16 protein-coding genes and 1 pseudogene are annotated in these 16000 nt (G+C 30.8%); all 17 read left to right on the top strand.

Annotated features, from left to right (window positions below; genetic code table 11):
- The 17 genes and pseudogenes from NON08_RS09110 (at nt 1) to NON08_RS09190 (ending at nt 15998) form a co-directional block, all read left to right on the top strand.
- On the top strand, nt 1-1683 hold the full coding sequence (locus NON08_RS09110; RefSeq protein ID WP_256691167.1) for a cation:proton antiporter: 1683 nt from the start codon (nt 1-3) through the stop codon (nt 1681-1683).
- 132 nt (nt 1684-1815) lie between these two features.
- Nucleotides 1816-2952: a 1-propanol dehydrogenase PduQ gene (locus NON08_RS09115; RefSeq protein ID WP_256691168.1), complete on the top strand. Its 1137-nt coding sequence runs from the start codon at nt 1816-1818 to the stop codon at nt 2950-2952.
- 15 nt (nt 2953-2967) lie between these two features.
- Entirely contained in the window at nt 2968-3789 is an 822-nt protein-coding gene (locus NON08_RS09120) for a MerR family transcriptional regulator (protein WP_256691170.1), read from the top strand.
- Nucleotides 3790-4026: 237 nt separating this feature from the next.
- Nucleotides 4027-5142, top strand: coding sequence for a DMT family transporter (locus NON08_RS09125; RefSeq protein ID WP_256691171.1), 1116 nt, complete (start codon nt 4027-4029; stop codon nt 5140-5142).
- Nucleotide 5143: 1 nt separating this feature from the next.
- The gene (locus tag NON08_RS09130; protein WP_256691172.1) at nt 5144-5410 is read left to right on the top strand and encodes a hypothetical protein; all 267 of its coding nucleotides are present in this window, start codon (nt 5144-5146) and stop codon (nt 5408-5410) included.
- 20 nt (nt 5411-5430) lie between these two features.
- On the top strand, nt 5431-5727 hold the full coding sequence (locus tag NON08_RS09135; protein WP_256691173.1) for a BMC domain-containing protein: 297 nt from the start codon (nt 5431-5433) through the stop codon (nt 5725-5727).
- A 19-nt stretch (nt 5728-5746) separates the two neighbouring features.
- Nucleotides 5747-6046: a BMC domain-containing protein gene (locus NON08_RS09140; RefSeq protein ID WP_256691174.1), complete on the top strand. Its 300-nt coding sequence runs from the start codon at nt 5747-5749 to the stop codon at nt 6044-6046.
- Between the two features lie 15 nt (nt 6047-6061).
- On the top strand, nt 6062-7510 hold the full coding sequence (locus NON08_RS09145) for an aldehyde dehydrogenase family protein (protein WP_256691175.1): 1449 nt from the start codon (nt 6062-6064) through the stop codon (nt 7508-7510).
- Between the two features lie 10 nt (nt 7511-7520).
- Nucleotides 7521-10064 carry a choline trimethylamine-lyase gene (cutC, locus tag NON08_RS09150; protein WP_256691176.1) on the top strand — a complete coding sequence of 848 codons (2544 nt, stop codon included), beginning with the start codon at nt 7521-7523 and terminating at the stop codon, nt 10062-10064.
- Nucleotides 10065-10080: 16 nt separating this feature from the next.
- A complete protein-coding gene (cutD, locus tag NON08_RS09155) occupies nt 10081-11022 on the top strand; it encodes a choline TMA-lyase-activating enzyme (RefSeq protein WP_256691177.1) in 942 nt (313 codons plus the stop codon).
- A gap of 35 nt (nt 11023-11057) precedes the next feature.
- Complete coding sequence (locus NON08_RS09160) at nt 11058-11615, top strand: hypothetical protein (protein ID WP_256691178.1); 558 nt, start codon at nt 11058-11060, stop codon at nt 11613-11615.
- Nucleotides 11612-12463, top strand: coding sequence for an ethanolamine utilization protein EutJ (gene eutJ, locus NON08_RS09165; protein ID WP_256691179.1), 852 nt, complete (start codon nt 11612-11614; stop codon nt 12461-12463). Before NON08_RS09160 ends, eutJ begins: the two co-directional genes overlap by 4 nt.
- Nucleotides 12464-12472: 9 nt before the next feature.
- Nucleotides 12473-12733: a EutN/CcmL family microcompartment protein gene (locus tag NON08_RS09170; protein WP_256691180.1), complete on the top strand. Its 261-nt coding sequence runs from the start codon at nt 12473-12475 to the stop codon at nt 12731-12733.
- An 18-nt stretch (nt 12734-12751) separates the two neighbouring features.
- Nucleotides 12752-13378 (top strand): hypothetical protein, encoded by a 627-nt coding sequence (locus NON08_RS09175; RefSeq protein WP_256691181.1) that lies wholly within the window; start codon nt 12752-12754, stop codon nt 13376-13378.
- 18 nt (nt 13379-13396) lie between these two features.
- Nucleotides 13397-13660 (top strand): annotated as a pseudogene (locus NON08_RS09180) (BMC domain-containing protein); the annotation flags it as partial.
- Nucleotides 13661-13860: 200 nt separating this feature from the next.
- Nucleotides 13861-15369 carry an acetaldehyde dehydrogenase (acetylating) gene (locus tag NON08_RS09185; RefSeq protein ID WP_256691182.1) on the top strand — a complete coding sequence of 503 codons (1509 nt, stop codon included), beginning with the start codon at nt 13861-13863 and terminating at the stop codon, nt 15367-15369.
- Between the two features lie 2 nt (nt 15370-15371).
- Nucleotides 15372-15998: a phosphate propanoyltransferase gene (locus tag NON08_RS09190; protein ID WP_256691183.1), complete on the top strand. Its 627-nt coding sequence runs from the start codon at nt 15372-15374 to the stop codon at nt 15996-15998.
- The last annotated feature ends 2 nt before the right edge of the window (nt 15999-16000 follow it).

Consider the following 16000-nt stretch of genomic DNA (forward strand, 5'->3'; position numbering starts at 1 on the left):
ATGATAGGAATAGATGAGGCTAATATATTTTATTTACTACTTCAGCTTTCTATAATCTTTATATTAACAAATTTTGTAAACAGTTTTTTAAAAAAAATTAATCAACCAACTATAACAGGGGATTTATTGGTAGGTATTATTTTAGGTCCTACTATATTGGGGTCATTTTTTCCTAAAATATATAATTTTATATTTCCTCAAAATCTTGTTCAAGTAGCTATGTTAGATACACTAGGATGGTTTGGACTATTTTTAGTTCTTTTATCAACTGGAATAGAGGTAGATTTTTCAAGTATTTGGAAACAAAGGAAAAATGCTTTAGTAATTTCAATTTTGGATATAATAATACCGATAGTATTTTCAATGGCTTTTATATATTTTTTACCAAGTAGATATTTTGAATTTAGTGATAACAAGTTTATAACCTCATTTTTTATCTCAGTTATTATGACTATAAGTGCTCTACCTATAGCTATTAGGGCTTTGAGAGAAGTTGGGATAATGAAAAGTGATTTGGGATTTTTAATAATATCAGCACTGACAATTAATGATATTATAGGTTGGATTGTATTTACTCTTTTACTTTCTCTTTTTTCAATGAAATTTTTTGATTGGGAGATAGCTATAAAGATAACTCTATATACAGGTATATTTACATTTTTAGCTTTAAATGTAGGAAAAAAAGTTGTAAACTGGCTTTTTTCAAAAGTCGTAAATCAAGATAGTGATGGAGTTCAAGGAGTGTTAGCTGTTTTAATATCAACTGGAGTTGTTTTTGGACTTATAACTTTAGAGATTGGGATTCATACACTTTTTGGTTTTTTTATAGCTGGAATTGTAGCTGGAGATTCACCAATTTTTACAAAAAGTGCTAGAAATACTGTGCATAATTTTGTCTATTCTATATTTGCATCTCTGTTCTTTGTAAATATAGGACTTAAGATTAATTTCTTTGAAAGTTTTAATCTGTTTTTAGCTCTTTTTATAACATTTGTAGGTGTTGCAGGAAGATATTTAGGAGCATGGATTGGTTCAACTTTATCAAAGAATATAAAGTATAGAAATATAATCTCAATAGCTCATACTCCTGGAGGGGAGATGCATATAGTTGTAAGTTTGATAGCTTTAAGCTTTGGGCTATTAAATAAAGAACTTTTTGTAGCCATAGTTTTTGCAGCAATTTTATCATCTATAATTAATGGTCCTTGGTTAGCAATTGCATCTAAGCGTTTTAATTATTTGGAAAGTTTTGAAATTTTAATATATCCTGGTGTAAAGTTAGAAGCTGAGAATAAAGCTCAGGTAATATATAAGTTATTAAATTTATTAAAATTAGAATATAATGAAACTAATATTTTGGAAAATATATTAGATAGAGAGGATTTAATTTGTTCAGGATTAGAAAATGCTATAGCTATTCCTAAGGGAAATGTAGGGGATGAAACAAAAACTAAAATAATATACGCACGTTTGGAAAATCCTATAAATTGGAATTCTCTTGATGGAAGATTGACTAAAAATATATTTTTAATATTAACTTCTAAGGATGAGCAAGAAAATCAAATTAAAGTTGTAAAAAAAATCACAAATTTTTCTAAAAAATGTGATGAGGTAAAAGAGCTTGATAGTTTATCCACAGAGAAAAATATAGAAGATTATATAATAAAAATATTGTCAGATTAAAAAAATAAGAATGTTTTTTAAGTACTTTTATTTTTTTTCTTGGTAAAAAAATAAAAGTATGTTAGAATTTAAAAACAATAAATTGGGGAAAATTAGTATTTTTTTAACTAAAATTGTGAGGAGAGTTTAGTTATGAAACATTTTAATATTGAAACTTCTATATATTTTGGAGAGGGATCTTTAGAAAAGTTAAAGGAGTTAGATAATAAAAAGATACTAATTATATGTGATAAGTTTATAGGAACTTCAGAGATCTTAAAAAAAGTTCAAAGTAATTTGGAAAAGTGTGACGTTGCAGTTTTTGATGATATAATACCTGATCCAACAATTAAGGTTGTAGCAAAGGGAGTCCAGGTACTGAAAAGTGAAAAAGTTGATTTGATAATAGCTTTAGGAGGAGGATCATCTATAGACGGAGCAAAAGCTATTAGAGAATATTATACAAAAATTGAAAAAAATGCAAAAATTGATTTTTATGCTATTCCAACTACTAGTGGAACAGGTTCAGAGGTGACAGAATATTCTGTTATAACAAATGAGCAAGAAAATATAAAATATGCTTTGGCAGATAAAAAATTACTGCCATCAGTGGCTATTTTAGACCCAGAGTTAGTAAAATCAGTACCTAAAAGCATAACGGCTGACACAGGTATGGACGTTTTAACTCACGCAATAGAAGCTTATATTTCAAAAGAGGCTTCAGACTTTACAGATGCTTTAGCTGAAAAGGCTTTTGAATTAACAGTAAAGAATCTAGAGAAAGCATATTTAAATGGAGGTGACTTACAAGCTAGAGAAAAAATGCACAATGCATCATGTTTAGCAGGGTTGGCTTTCAACTCAGCAGGATTAGGACTTACTCATAGTTTGGCCCATGTTATAGGTGGAAGGTTTCATATACCACATGGAAAAATAAACGCTATAATTTTGCCACATGTTGTAAGATATAATTCTAATATAGAAAGAGAATCATATTTAGATTCTAAAAGTGAAGTTTTAAAGAAATATCAAAAATTAGCAAAAATAGCTGACTTAAGTGCTATAAATCCTTTTATGGGAACAAGCAACTTGATTAATTTTATAGTTAAATTACAAAAATCACTTTTAATTCCAGGGACATTGAAAGATTTAAAAATAGATGGAAGCTCTTTATTAGAAGATATAGATAATGTTTATGAAAATGTTTTAAAAGACATATGTACAAAAACTAATCCAAGGGAGATAACAAAAGAGGATATAAAAAAATTAATAAAGAGTATAGTGGGATAAATTGGGAGTGATAAAATGAGAAAAGAAAAATACTATATTGGAGAAGTTGAAAAAATTTGCGGCATTGCCAAAAAGACTTTGAGATTTTACGACAAAATAGGATTGCTTTCTCCTTTTGAAATTAACAACAATGGATACAGATACTACAGTAAGGATAATCTATATACAATACCAGTAATTAAATATTATAAACAAAGTGGATTTACATTGGAAAACATAAAAAAAGTTATGAATGATTTTAATTATCAGAATATAGAAGAAAGTTTTTCTGAAAAAATAAAGGATTTAGAAGAGTTAGAAAGGGAACTAATTATGAAAAAACGTTCCCTTGAAGACTGGAACTCTTTAGTAAAAGAAGCGAGGATGGTTATAGACTACAAATTAACAGATGTAAAAGTTAAGTTTTTAGAAAAGGAAAAAGTTATATTTCAAAATCAAGATTTTGAGGGTGATTATATAAGTTCCGTAATAAATATAGAATTTACGAATTATGTAGAGGAGATAGGAAATGCAATTACTGGACCAGTGATTATTGAATTTTCCTCTTTAATGGATAAAATGCATGGGAATCCCCAGCAGATAAAGGTTTTACAAAAGAATTTACTAAAGTGTAGCTCTGAACAACTTATGGAATTTGGGGGAGATTTAGTAATTTCTTGTTATCATATTGGTTCTCATAAAAATATTAAAGAAACTTATAAAAAAATGTGTGATTGGGCAAAACTTCATAATTATAAACATGAAGATAAGTTTTATGAAAGATATGTAATGGATTATTGGACCATAAAAGATGAGGAAAAATTTGTAACAGAGATTTTAATTAAAATAAAAAAGTAAAACCTTCCACTCAAGTGTAAGGTATAAAACAGGTGAAGATAATGATTTCTTCACCTGTTTTTTTAATTTTTGCGAACTGAAAAAGTTATATTAGAATTATTTTTGAAAAATAAAGCCTAAATAAATACATATTTTTTTCTTGACATTAAACCTATGTGGAACGTTTATACTAATATCATAAGTAAAAAAATAATAAATTCCCCAGTTTATTATTAAAAAAGGTGTCAAGGAGGAAATATGCCAGAAGCAATATTAAAAAATACGGCAGAAGCTAAATATCTAGAGCGTGAAGAGAGAATTTTAGCTTTAAAGGAAAAAAGTAAAAAAGATTTCTTAAAGAAAGGAATCAAAATTGGATTGATTTCAGGAGCATTATATGGAACTTATACAGCTCTTTTAACTTTAGGAATGACTAGAGGGGTTTGGGCAGACTGGTATGGAGCAAATACATCAGGACTTACAACATTTGTAATTGTATATTTATTAGCAGCCTTAGGAAATGCAATAAATGATACGTGTAGTGCAGTATGGGCCTTAGGAAATGCAGGATATCAAGGAAAGCTTAAAGATTTAATGAGAACTTTAAATACAAAACCAGGAAAGATGCTTATGTTAGCAGCAATGTTAGGTGGACCAGTAGCAGGAACAGCTTATGTAATTGCACTTCAGATGGCAGGATCAATAATAGTTCCAATATCAGCACTTTGTCCTGCAATAGCGGCTATTTTAGGAAAAATATTTTATAAGCAAGAAATTAATAGAAGAATGGCATTTGGAATTTTAATTTGCGTTTCAGCAAGTTTTATTATAGGGAGTTCAAGTTTTGGAGAGGGAATTTCACCAGAGGTTTTATTAGGAATTACAATTGCAATAGTTGCAGCTTTTGGTTGGGGATTTGAAGGGTGTGTAGCAGGTTATGCTTCAGCAATGGTAGATCCACAAATTGGAATTTGTATAAGACAGTTAACATCAGGGCTTACAAATATGTTTATAGTTTTACCAATACTTGGAATTTTAAGTGGTGATATTTCAACATCATTTACTCTTGTAAGTCAAGCGTTTACAAGTACGCCAGCAATGATTTGGTTTATTTTAAGTGGACTTGCAACATTTGTTTCATTTACAGCATGGTATACAGGAAACAGTATGTGTGGAGCAGGGTTAGGAACAGCTTGTAATGGAACTTACTCGTTCTTTGGACCATTCTTCTGTTGGATAATTTTAGGAGTAGTTATGGGAATAGATGGTTGGGCATTACCAGCAATAGTTTGGATTGGAGCATTACTTATGATTTTTGGAATCTTAATGATTGCCGTAAATCCGATGGATTTTTTAAAGAAAAAGGAGGCCTAATATGATGCCACTTAATTATGCAATATTAAAATATTTTACAAAACATGGAAAGTCGTCAGTTTATGAAGTTATGGAAGTTCTTGGAAAAGATTATGGAAACTTTAAATCTTTTAATAAAAAATCTATAATAACAGCTTTAATGACAGCTGAAGCAAATGGATTAATAGAAGAGGTTGAAGCTGATTTAGATAATGATGGAAATTTAGTTTCTTACTATGAAGCTAATGAAGATAGTAAAAATATTATTAATAGTTTTATAAAAGATTAATAGTAACTTTGGAGGGTATTATGAAGTATTATGGAAATGAAGCTTTAGGGCTAGTTGAAACACTTGGACTTGTTCCAGCACTAGAAGCAGCAGATAAAATGTTAAAAGCAGCAGATGTAGAGTTAGTTTCATATGAAAATGTAGGATCTACACTTGTTACAATAATGGTAAAAGGGGATGTGGCAGCAGTTAAAGCAGCAGTGGAAGCTGGAGCGGCAGCAGCAGCGGCAGTAGGAACACTAACAGCAAAAAATGTAATGCCAAGACCTATAAGTGAAATTGGAAAAATCGTAACTGTTCATGATATAGATGAATAATTAAGGGGAGTTGACTTAGATGTTAAGAAGAGAAGCGGTAGGATTAATAGAAACATTTGGACTTGTTTTTGCACTAGAGGCAGCAGATGCTATGTGTAAAGCAGCAGATGTAGAGCTAATAGGATATGAAAATGTAGCATCTGGATATATAACAGTTATAGTGACTGGAGATGTAGGTGCATGTAGAGCAGCGGTAGATGCTGGAGTAAATGCTGTAACTAATATGGAGGGTGGAAACTTATATAGCTCAATAGTTATAGCTAGACCTCATGGAGATTTACAAAAGATAATTGATAAATATGCTATTCCGAACTTATAAAAGGTGGAATGAAAAATGAATATAATAGATAACGATTTACTATCTATGCAGGAGGCTAGAATATTAGCTGAAAATTCTAAAGAAGCTCAAAAAAGTTTGAGAAGCTTTTCTCAAGAACAATTAGATGAAATTGTAGAAAGTATATCTAAAAAATTAAAATCTAATGTTGAAAAAATTTCAGAAGAACTTTATAAAGAGATTGATTTTGGAATAAAAGAGGATAAAGCTATAAAATTAGATCTTTTATTAGAGAGTGTAACTGAAAAAATTAAAAATATGAAATGTGTGGGAATAATCTCTGAAGAAAAAAATGGAAATATAAAAAACATTGGAGTTCCAATGGGGGTTATAGTGGCCTTTTGTTCTGAGGCAAATCCTATATCAACACTTATTTATAAAACTTTAATTGCAGTAAAATCAGGAAACTCAATAATATTTAATCTGCAAAAAAGTTCTAAACATTCAATGATAAAAGTTTTAGATTTGATGATAAAAGCTGCTGATGAAAGTGGGGCTCCTTCTGGAATAATTACTTATTTAAGTAGAATATCATTAAATGGAACAAAAGAATTGATTAACCATAAGAATATAGACTTGATTTTAAATACTGGAGTAGAGGAGATTCTTTCAGAAATATATAGAAGTGGAAAACCACTTGTATATGGAAGAACAGGAAATACGCCAGCATTTATTGAAAAAAGTGCAGATATAGAGAAAGCTGTCTTAGATATTGTTTTGAGTAAAACTTTTGACAATGGAGTCATGCCTGGGGCAGAACAAGCTGTAGTAGTGGATAAAAATATTTTAGAAGAAGTAATAAGAGAGTTTGAAAAAAATAAAGCTTACTTTTTAGATGAAGAGGAAAGTGAAAAGATAAAAAAGTTACTTTTTGATTCAAAAGGAGAGTTTAAAAAGATATATACTGGAAAAGATGCACAGTTTTTAGCTCAAAGAGGAGGAGTAACTGTACCAATAGACACAAAAATACTTATCTCAAAGGAGAGATATGTTTCTTTAGAAAATCCATTTTCAAAAGAAAAACTTTGTCCAGTCCTATCTTTTTATACAGAGGAAAATTGGATGACAGCATGTGAAAAATGCATAGAGTTACTTTTAAATGAAAAGCAAGGTCACACGTTGGTAATTCACTCTAAAGATGAGGAGATAATAAAAGAGTTCTCCTTAAAAAAACCTGTGGGAAGAGTTTTAGTTAATACTTCAGGAAGTTTTGGAAGTATGGGAGGAACAACAGAGTTATTTCCATCAATGACTTTAGGTTGTGGAGTGATAGGAAAAGGAATGACTTCAGATAATGTATCTCCTATGAATCTTATATATATAAGAAAAGTAAGCTATGAAGTAAAAGATTCCTTGAAATTATTAAAAAATAATGAGGATAAAAAAAATAAAGAATCAGATATATTGAAAAGGTTGGAGAAAATACTAAGAGATATCTTAGGTTAAGGGGTGTAATATGGAAATTCGAGAGTTTTTAAATAAATTTATGAAGGCTACTGAGAACATGTCAGATGAAGAGAGAGAAGCTCTACTGAAAATGTTTCAAGGGGTAAGTCATGAGATAAAAAAAGAAAATTGTGAAACAAAAGATTATGATTTAGGAAATGATTGCAAAGAGGTACCTCAAAAAATAACTGAGAGATTGTCAAAGTTAAAAGAGAATTACTTAAAGCAAGTTCCTTCAATAACAATACATAGAGCTAAAGTTTTAACAAAAATTGCTAAAGAAAATCCAGGTCTTCCAAAGGCTATATTAAGAGGAAAAAGTTTTAAACATTGCTGTGAAACTGCACCTTTAGTAATTCAAGATAATGAATTAATCGTAGGATCACCAAATGGTTCACCAAGAGCAGGAGCTTTTTCTCCAGATGTTTCTTGGAGATGGCTAGAAACAGAGTTAGAAACTATATCTAAGAGAGCTCAAGATCCATTTTATTTATCAGAGGAAGATAAGAGAACATTAAAAGAAGAGATTTTCCCATTCTGGGCAGGGCAATCAATTGATGAGCATTGTGAGCAGCAGTTCCGTGAAGCTGGACTTTGGGAGTTATCAGGAGAATCATTTGTATCTGATTGTTCATACCATGCACTAAACGGTGGAGGAGATTCAAACCCAGGTTACGATGTAATTCTAATGAATAAAGGAATGTTAGATGTAGTTAGAGAAGCTAAAGAAAAATTAGAAACTTTAGACTATGCTAATCCAGATGATATAGAAAAAATTTACTTCTATAAGTCATTAATAGATACTGCAGAGGGTGTAATGATTTATGCTAAACGTATGTCAGAATATGCAGCTCAACTTGCAGCAAAAGAGCAAAATCCAAAAAGAAAAGCGGAATTACTAAAAATATCAGAGATAAATGCAAGAGTTCCAGCTCATAAACCTGAAACTTTCTGGGAAGCTGTACAAGCTGTTTGGACAATTGAATCACTTTTAGTTATAGAAGAGAACCAAACAGGAATGTCAATAGGACGTGTGGACCAATATATGTATCCATACTTTAAAGCTGATATTGAAAGTGGAAGAATGTCAAACTTTGAAGCCTTTGAGATTGCTGGATGTATGCTGATAAAAATGTCAGAAATGATGTGGGTTACAAGTGAGGGAGCATCGAAATTCTTTGCAGGATATCAACCTTTCGTAAATATGTGTCTAGGTGGAGTAACTAGATCAGGAATGGACGGTACAAATGATCTAACGTACTTATTGATGGATGCAGTGAGACATGTAAAGGTTTATCAGCCAACTATCGCTTGTAGAATTCACAAATCATCACCACATGAGTATTTGAAGAAAATTGTTCAATTAATAAAAGCTGGATTAGGATTCCCTGCTTGTCACTTTGATGATGTACATATAAAAATGATGCTAGCTAAAGGGGTTTCAATTGAGGATGCTAGAGATTATTGTTTAATGGGGTGTGTTGAACCTCAAAAATCGGGAAGACTTTATCAGTGGACTTCAACAGCTTATACGCAGTGGCCAATTTGTATAGAGTTAGTTTTAAATAATGGAGCAACTCTTTGGTATGGAAAACAAGTTTGTCCAGATTTAGGAGATGTGGATAAATATAAGACTTATGAAGAGTTTGAAGAAGCAGTAAAATATCAAATAAAATATATTACAAAACTTTCAAGTATAGCAACAGTTATAACTCAAAAAGTTCATAAAGATTTAGCTCCAAAACCACTTATGTCAATGATGTATGAAGGATGTATGGAAACTGGAAAAGGAGTAGAAGCTGGTGGAGCAATGTATAACTTTGGACCTGGAGTGGTTTGGAGTGGTCTTGCAACTTATGTAGACTCTATGGCTGTTATTAAAAAGCTTGTATTTGAAGATAAAAAATATACATTAAGAGATATAAAAGAAGCTTTAAAGGCTGACTTTGTAGGATACGAAATGTTAAGAAAAGATTGTTTAGCAGTTCCAAAATATGGAAATGATGAAGATTATGTAGACTTTATAGCAACAGATTTAATTAACTTTACAGAAACAGAGCACCGTAAATATAAGACTCTTTACTCAATACTAAGTCATGGAACGTTATCTATTTCGAATAACACTCCTTTAGGACAAATAACTGGTGCTACACCAAATGGACGTAAAGCGTGGATGCCACTTTCAGATGGAATAAGTCCAACTCAAGGAGCAGATACAAAAGGACCTACAGCAATTATAAAATCAATTTCAAAAATGGCTTGTGATACGATGAATATAGGAATGGTACACAACTTTAAGCTAATCTCTGGACTATTAGAAACACCAGAAGGAGAAAATGGAATTATAACTTTAATACGTAGTGCGTGTGCTTTACAATTAGGAGAGATGCAGTTTAACTATTTAGATAATGAGACATTACTAGCAGCTCAAAAAAATCCTGAAGCATATAGAGATTTAATAGTTCGTGTGGCTGGATATAGTGCTTACTTTGTTGAGTTATGTAAAGATGTACAAGATGAAATTATAAGTAGAACGGTGTTAACACACTTCTAGAATTTGGAGAAAAACTATGAAAAATAACCTTTTAGAAAGAAAAGCTAGAATTTTTAATGTTCAAAAATACAATATGTATGATGGACCGGGAGTAAGGACTTTGATATTTTTTCAAGGATGTCCTCTAAGATGTAAGTGGTGTGCAAATCCAGAGGGGCTTGAAAAAAAATATAAGGTTATGTTCAAAAATAATAGTTGTATAGATTGTAATAGATGTACAAAGGTTTGCCCTGCAGAGATTCACAGTGTAAGTTTAAATAAAACTCACACTGTGGACAGGACAAAACAATGTATAGGATGTAGAAAATGTGAAAACGAATGTCATAAAGAAGCTTTAAAAATAGTTGGTTATGAAAAAACTATTTCAGAACTTTTAAAAATAGTAGAAGAGGATAGAATGTTTTATGATATGTCAGGAGGAGGAGTAACCCTAGGGGGAGGGGAAGTTTTAACACAGCCAGAACCAGCTATAAATCTTTTAATGGCTTGTAAAAATATAGGAATAAATACTGCAATAGAAACATGTGGTTATACAACTTTAGACGTTATTGAAAAAGTAGCTGAATATGTAGATCTTTTTCTCTTTGATATAAAACAGATTGATCCAGAAAAACATTTTTACTGGACAGGAGTTAGAAATGAAAGAATTTTAGAAAATTTGAAATTTCTTCTAGAAAATCGATTTAATGTAGAGATTAGAGTTCCTTTAATAAAGGGAGCTAACTCAGATATTGTAGATATAGAGAATTTGATAAAATTTTTATTACCATATAAAGATTATAAAAATCTAAAGGGTGTGGATTTATTACCGTACCATAAAATGGGAGTAAATAAATATGAACAGTTAGGTATGGACTATGAGATGAAGGGTGAGTTTCAGCTAACTAATGATGAACTTGATCAGATAGAAAATCTAATAAAAAAATATGATCTTCAAGCTAGAGTTATACGTCATTAATTGTTAGTTATCTAAAACTATAGAAGGTGAAAAAGATGCTTAAATTTATAACAGAGGAGTATCTAAGAGATTTGTATAAAAAAGAGCCTTTTCAAAACTTCCAAATAAAAGAGGACCAAAGGTTAACTCCAGGAGGAAGACAATATCTATTAGATAGAAAAATAGAGATAAAGTTATTTAAAGAAAACGCTAAAGAGTCTCAAGTTGTTTTAGATAAAAAAGATATTTATAAATTAAAAAGTTTAGAGATGGAAATTTATTTCTTAACAAGTGAACTTTTAAGTAAAGATATAAAAAGTACCAATGAAATTTTGGAAATAGGAAAATTCCTAAAAAATGTAATAGATACCCTAGAGGGAAAAAGTGAGCTTTTAAAGTTTCAAGAGAATTTACCTCATATTGAAAGTTTAAATCCAAATGAAAGTTATTTGTATTTTAAAAATGGAAAATATATTTTTCTTTTAAAAAAAATAATCTTTGAATTGAAAATATGTAAAGAAGAAATTTTAAAAAAGATAGATATAGTAGAAAATTTAGATCAAATGATATTTAGAATGGAAAAAGTTGTGCTTCGTATGATGGAGGAGTTATGAGTTTAGAAAAAATAGTAGATTTTGAATATTGTGATAGCTTAGTGGCAGAGTTTGAAAAAGTTATAAAGAAACCTAAACTAACTGATTCATCAGTTTACTATACAGGTGTAGATTTAGGAACTGCGTGCGTTGTGTTAGCAGTTTTAGATGAAAACTACAATCCTGTTGCAGGAGCATATAGATATGCTGATGTGGTGAAAGATGGAATGGTAGTTGATTATATAGGTGCTATAAATATAGTTAGAGAGTTGAAAAAAGAGATCGAAGAAAAATTAAAAACAGAGTTGATTTATGCAGCAGCGGCAATACCTCCAGGGACAGATAGCTTAGATGGAGGAGCTATTAAAAATGTAGTTCAAGCAGCTGGATTTGAATTGACAAATCTACTTGATGAGCCAACAGCAGCTAATCAAGTTTTAAAGATAAAAAATGGTGCAGTAGTTGATATTGGAGGGGGAACTACAGGGACTTCAATACTAAAAAATGGAGAGGTAATATCTGTAGCGGATGAGGCTACAGGTGGAACACATTTCTCCCTAGTAATATCAGGAACGTATAGAAAAGCTTTTAAAGAAGCTGATGAATATAAAAGAGATATAAAAAATCATAAAGAGTTACTACCAGTTTTAAAACCAGTAATAGAAAAAGTTGCTTATATAATAAATAATCATATAAAAGGTTATGAAGTTGACAATATATCTTTAGTTGGTGGAACAGCGTGTTTAACTGGAATAGAAGATGTAATCCAGAAGAATGTTAAAGTAAATGTATATAAGCCTAAAAATCCTATGTTTGTAACACCTTTAGGAATAGCTTTGAGCTGTACGCAGGAGATATTAGATTTATAAGGAGAAAATATGATTATAGCAAGGATAATAGATAATGTTTGGGCAACAAGAAAAGCAGATCAATTAAGTGGTTTGAAGTTTATGTTAGCAGAGGAGATTAGGGGAGATTCATCTAAAAATAGAATAATAGCTGTAGATGTTATAGGAGCTGGAATAGGGGATAGAGTTATTATAAGTACAGGTTCTTCAGCTAGAGAGATGATAGGAAGAAGTGTTCCTGTTGATGCTATTGTAGTTGGAATAATTGATGAGGATTGCAAGTTAAAGTAGTTTGGAAAGGAGTAAAACTTGAAAAAACTAATATGTGCAAAAGATTTAGAAAAAATTGTAGTTGATGGGGTGAAAGAGATTGAAATAGATAAAGATACAATTTTAACACCATCAGCAAAGGATATTATAAAAAATAATGAGATTAAAATTTTAATAAAAGAAAAAAAATCTCAAGATAACCTTTTTGAGAATATGGATATGGAAAAACTTATGGAGTTTTTTAAAGTTGTTTCAAAAGATCAAGGGTTACAAAAAGCTATTATGAAAATTCTCTTAAATGAGAAAAAATTTGAAAAAGAGACAGACTTAACGGGATTTACTTTAATAAAAGGGGATACAATCAAATACGATAAGATTTTTAAAAATTTAAATATATTTTCTCAAGATTTAGTTAAAACTAAAGATGAAATAATAGGATTTTTAAAAATAGATGGAGATAGTTTTATAAAAAAGACAAAGTCTAAAGGAAATCTATATGTTGTAGATGGAGAAATTGACGTAATTCTTAATGGAAAAAGGTATTTTGGAAAAAAAGGCGATTTAATAAATATACCTGAAAAAATAGAATTAAAAATAGGTTCTAAAAATATAGCAACATTACTATATTTTTCAAAAGATTTAACTTGGAGTGAATCTCTTTTGTAGGAAGGGAGGTAAGAAAAAATGCAAGCATTGGGAATGATTGAAACAAGAGGATTGATAGGTGCTATAGAAGCTGCAGACGCTATGGTAAAGGCAGCTAATGTAAATTTAATGGGTAAAGAAAAAGTGGGAAGCGGAATAATGACAGTTATGATAACTGGAGATATAGGTGCAGTAAAAGCTGCTGTTGATGCAGGTGCAGCAGCAGCGCAATCAGTAGGACAACTTTTAGGAGTTCATGTGATACCAAGACCTCATGATGAAGTTGAAAATATTTTAAAAAAAGAAGTGCCAAAAGAAGTGCAAAAAGAAATAGAAGAAGAGATTATAGAGCTAGTTGAAGTTGTTAAAGAGACAACTACACAGGATTTAGAGATAAAAGAGGAAATAACAGAAGTTATTTCACAAGATTTTATGGAAGAAATAGAAGAAAAAGCTCAAGAGGAAGTTTTACAACGAAAAGTAGCTAGGAGGAAAAAATAAAAATGTTTGATAAAGATTTAACATCTATTCAGCATGCAAGAGATTTAGCTAGAAAAGGTAAGTGTGCAGCAAATAAAATCTCTGATTATACTGAAGAACAGATAGATAAAATAATAAAAAATATGGTGAGAGTAGCTAAAGAAAATGAAGAGTGTCTAGCTAAAATGGCAGTGGAAGAAACAGGTTTTGGAAAAGTAGAAGATAAAACTTTTAAAAACCATTTAGCTTCAACAATTTTATATGATTCTATAAAAGATATGAAAACTGTAGGAGTTATAGAAGAGGATAAAGAGAAAAAAATGATGTGTATTGCTGAGCCAATGGGATTAATTTTAGGAATTATTCCATCGACAAATCCAACATCAACAGCGATATTTAAATCTATAATAGCTGTAAAATCAAGAAATGCAATAGTGTTTACACCGCATCCATCGGCTCAAAAATGTACAAGAGAAGCTGTTAGACTAATGTGTAAGGCTGCAGTAGAAGCTGGAGCTCCAGATTGTATAGTAAGTTGCTTAGAGATGTGTACAATGGAAGCTACAAACGAACTTATGAAAGCTCCAGAAGTTGCTTTAATAATAGCAACAGGTGGACCAGGAATGGTAAAGGCTGCATATAGCTCTGGAAAACCAGCACTGGGAGTTGGAGCAGGAAATTCACCAGCATATATTGAAAAAACAGCTAATATTGAGAAGGCTGTAAGAAATATAATGGCAAGTAAAACTTTTGACAACGGAACTATATGTGCATCAGAGCAATCTATAATTTGTGAAGAGTGTAATGAAGCACAGGTTATTAGAGAGTTTGAAAAGCAAGGCGGATACTTTATGAGTGAAGCTGAAACAAAAAAAGTTTGCGAACTTCTATTTAAACAAGGGCATGCAATGAATGCTAAGTTTGTTGGAAGATCAGCAGATGTAATAGCAAATGCTGCAGGATTTACAATTCCTTATGGAACAAAAGTGCTAATTGGAAGACAAAATGGAGTTGGAGCAGGAAATCCACTATCTTTTGAGAAGTTAACAACTGTTTTAGGATTCTATGTAACTAAAAACTGGCAAGAAGCTTGTGATTTAAGTATAGCTCTTTTACAAAATGGAATAGGTCATACAATGAGTATTCATACAGAAGATGAAGATATAGTAAGAAAATTTGCTAAAAAACCAGCTTCAAGAATTCTTGTAAATACAGGTGGTTCTCAAGGTGGAACTGGAGGAAGTACAGGACTTATGCCGTCGTTTACACTAGGGTGTGGTACATGGGGAGGAAGTTCGATTTCTGAAAATGTAACTCCAATGCATTTACTGAATATAAAAAGAGTAGCTTATGGGTTAATTGATTGTAACGAATTAAAAAGAGAGCCTGTAAAAGAAGTTAAAGGTATAACTGTTTATGGTTCAGAAAAAAGAGAAGATAGAGTTGAGAAAAATATTCTTGAAAAAGAGTTGTTAGAAAATCCAGAGTTAGTAAAGCTTATGGAAGAAATTTTATCTACAATAAAGAGGTAAAAATGGATAAATTAGAGATATTATTAGAAAAAATTTTAGAAGTGGTAGAGGAAAAAAAGCTTACTGTACCTGTTGGAATATCAAATAGACATATTCATTTAAAAGAGCAGGATATAGAGACTTTATTTGGAAGAGGTTACCAACTTAATAAAATTAAGGATCTTTCTCAAAAAGGTCAGTATGCAGCAAAAGAAGTTGTTACAATTTGTGGGCCCAAAAGTGTCATAGAAAAAGTTAGAGTTTTAGGACCTGCAAGAAAAGAAACGCAAGTTGAAGTTTCTGTAGGAGATTGCTTAAAGTTAGGAGTAAAACCTGAGATTAGAATGTCAGGAGATATTAAAGAGTCTTCTGGGATAACACTAATAGGACCAAAAGGAACAGTTATACTGTCAGAGGGAGCTATCGTTTCTCAAAGACATATACATATGGACGAAGAGGATGCTAAAAGATTTAACGTTAGCAATGGTGAAGTTGTTGCCATTGAAGTTGATGGTCCAAGAGGCGGACAATATGAAAATACATGTATTAGAGTAGACAAAACATTTACTTTAGAGTGTCATTTAGATATTGAAGAAGCCAATGCAATGGGAATAAATAGTAGTTCTAAAATAAAAATAATAAAAAAATAAAA

Origin of the sequence: Cetobacterium sp. NK01 (assembly GCF_024506395.1) — a bacterium.
GTDB lineage: Bacteria > Fusobacteriota > Fusobacteriia > Fusobacteriales > Fusobacteriaceae > Cetobacterium_A > Cetobacterium_A somerae_A.

Coding starts and splice junctions, on each gene's coding strand:
- NON08_RS09120 (WP_256691170.1), top strand. CDS start 2,968: ATGAGAAAAGAAAAATACTATATTGGAGAAGTTGAAAAAATTTGCGGC.
- NON08_RS09110 (WP_256691167.1), top strand. CDS start 1: ATGATAGGAATAGATGAGGCTAATATATTTTATTTACTACTTCAGCTT.
- NON08_RS09125 (WP_256691171.1), top strand. CDS start 4,027: ATGCCAGAAGCAATATTAAAAAATACGGCAGAAGCTAAATATCTAGAG.
- NON08_RS09130 (WP_256691172.1), top strand. CDS start 5,144: ATGATGCCACTTAATTATGCAATATTAAAATATTTTACAAAACATGGA.
- eutJ (WP_256691179.1), top strand. CDS start 11,612: ATGAGTTTAGAAAAAATAGTAGATTTTGAATATTGTGATAGCTTAGTG.
- cutD (WP_256691177.1), top strand. CDS start 10,081: ATGAAAAATAACCTTTTAGAAAGAAAAGCTAGAATTTTTAATGTTCAA.
- NON08_RS09160 (WP_256691178.1), top strand. CDS start 11,058: ATGCTTAAATTTATAACAGAGGAGTATCTAAGAGATTTGTATAAAAAA.
- NON08_RS09115 (WP_256691168.1), top strand. CDS start 1,816: ATGAAACATTTTAATATTGAAACTTCTATATATTTTGGAGAGGGATCT.
- NON08_RS09135 (WP_256691173.1), top strand. CDS start 5,431: ATGAAGTATTATGGAAATGAAGCTTTAGGGCTAGTTGAAACACTTGGA.
- NON08_RS09185 (WP_256691182.1), top strand. CDS start 13,861: ATGTTTGATAAAGATTTAACATCTATTCAGCATGCAAGAGATTTAGCT.
- NON08_RS09170 (WP_256691180.1), top strand. CDS start 12,473: ATGATTATAGCAAGGATAATAGATAATGTTTGGGCAACAAGAAAAGCA.
- NON08_RS09140 (WP_256691174.1), top strand. CDS start 5,747: ATGTTAAGAAGAGAAGCGGTAGGATTAATAGAAACATTTGGACTTGTT.
- cutC (WP_256691176.1), top strand. CDS start 7,521: ATGGAAATTCGAGAGTTTTTAAATAAATTTATGAAGGCTACTGAGAAC.
- NON08_RS09145 (WP_256691175.1), top strand. CDS start 6,062: ATGAATATAATAGATAACGATTTACTATCTATGCAGGAGGCTAGAATA.
- NON08_RS09190 (WP_256691183.1), top strand. CDS start 15,372: ATGGATAAATTAGAGATATTATTAGAAAAAATTTTAGAAGTGGTAGAG.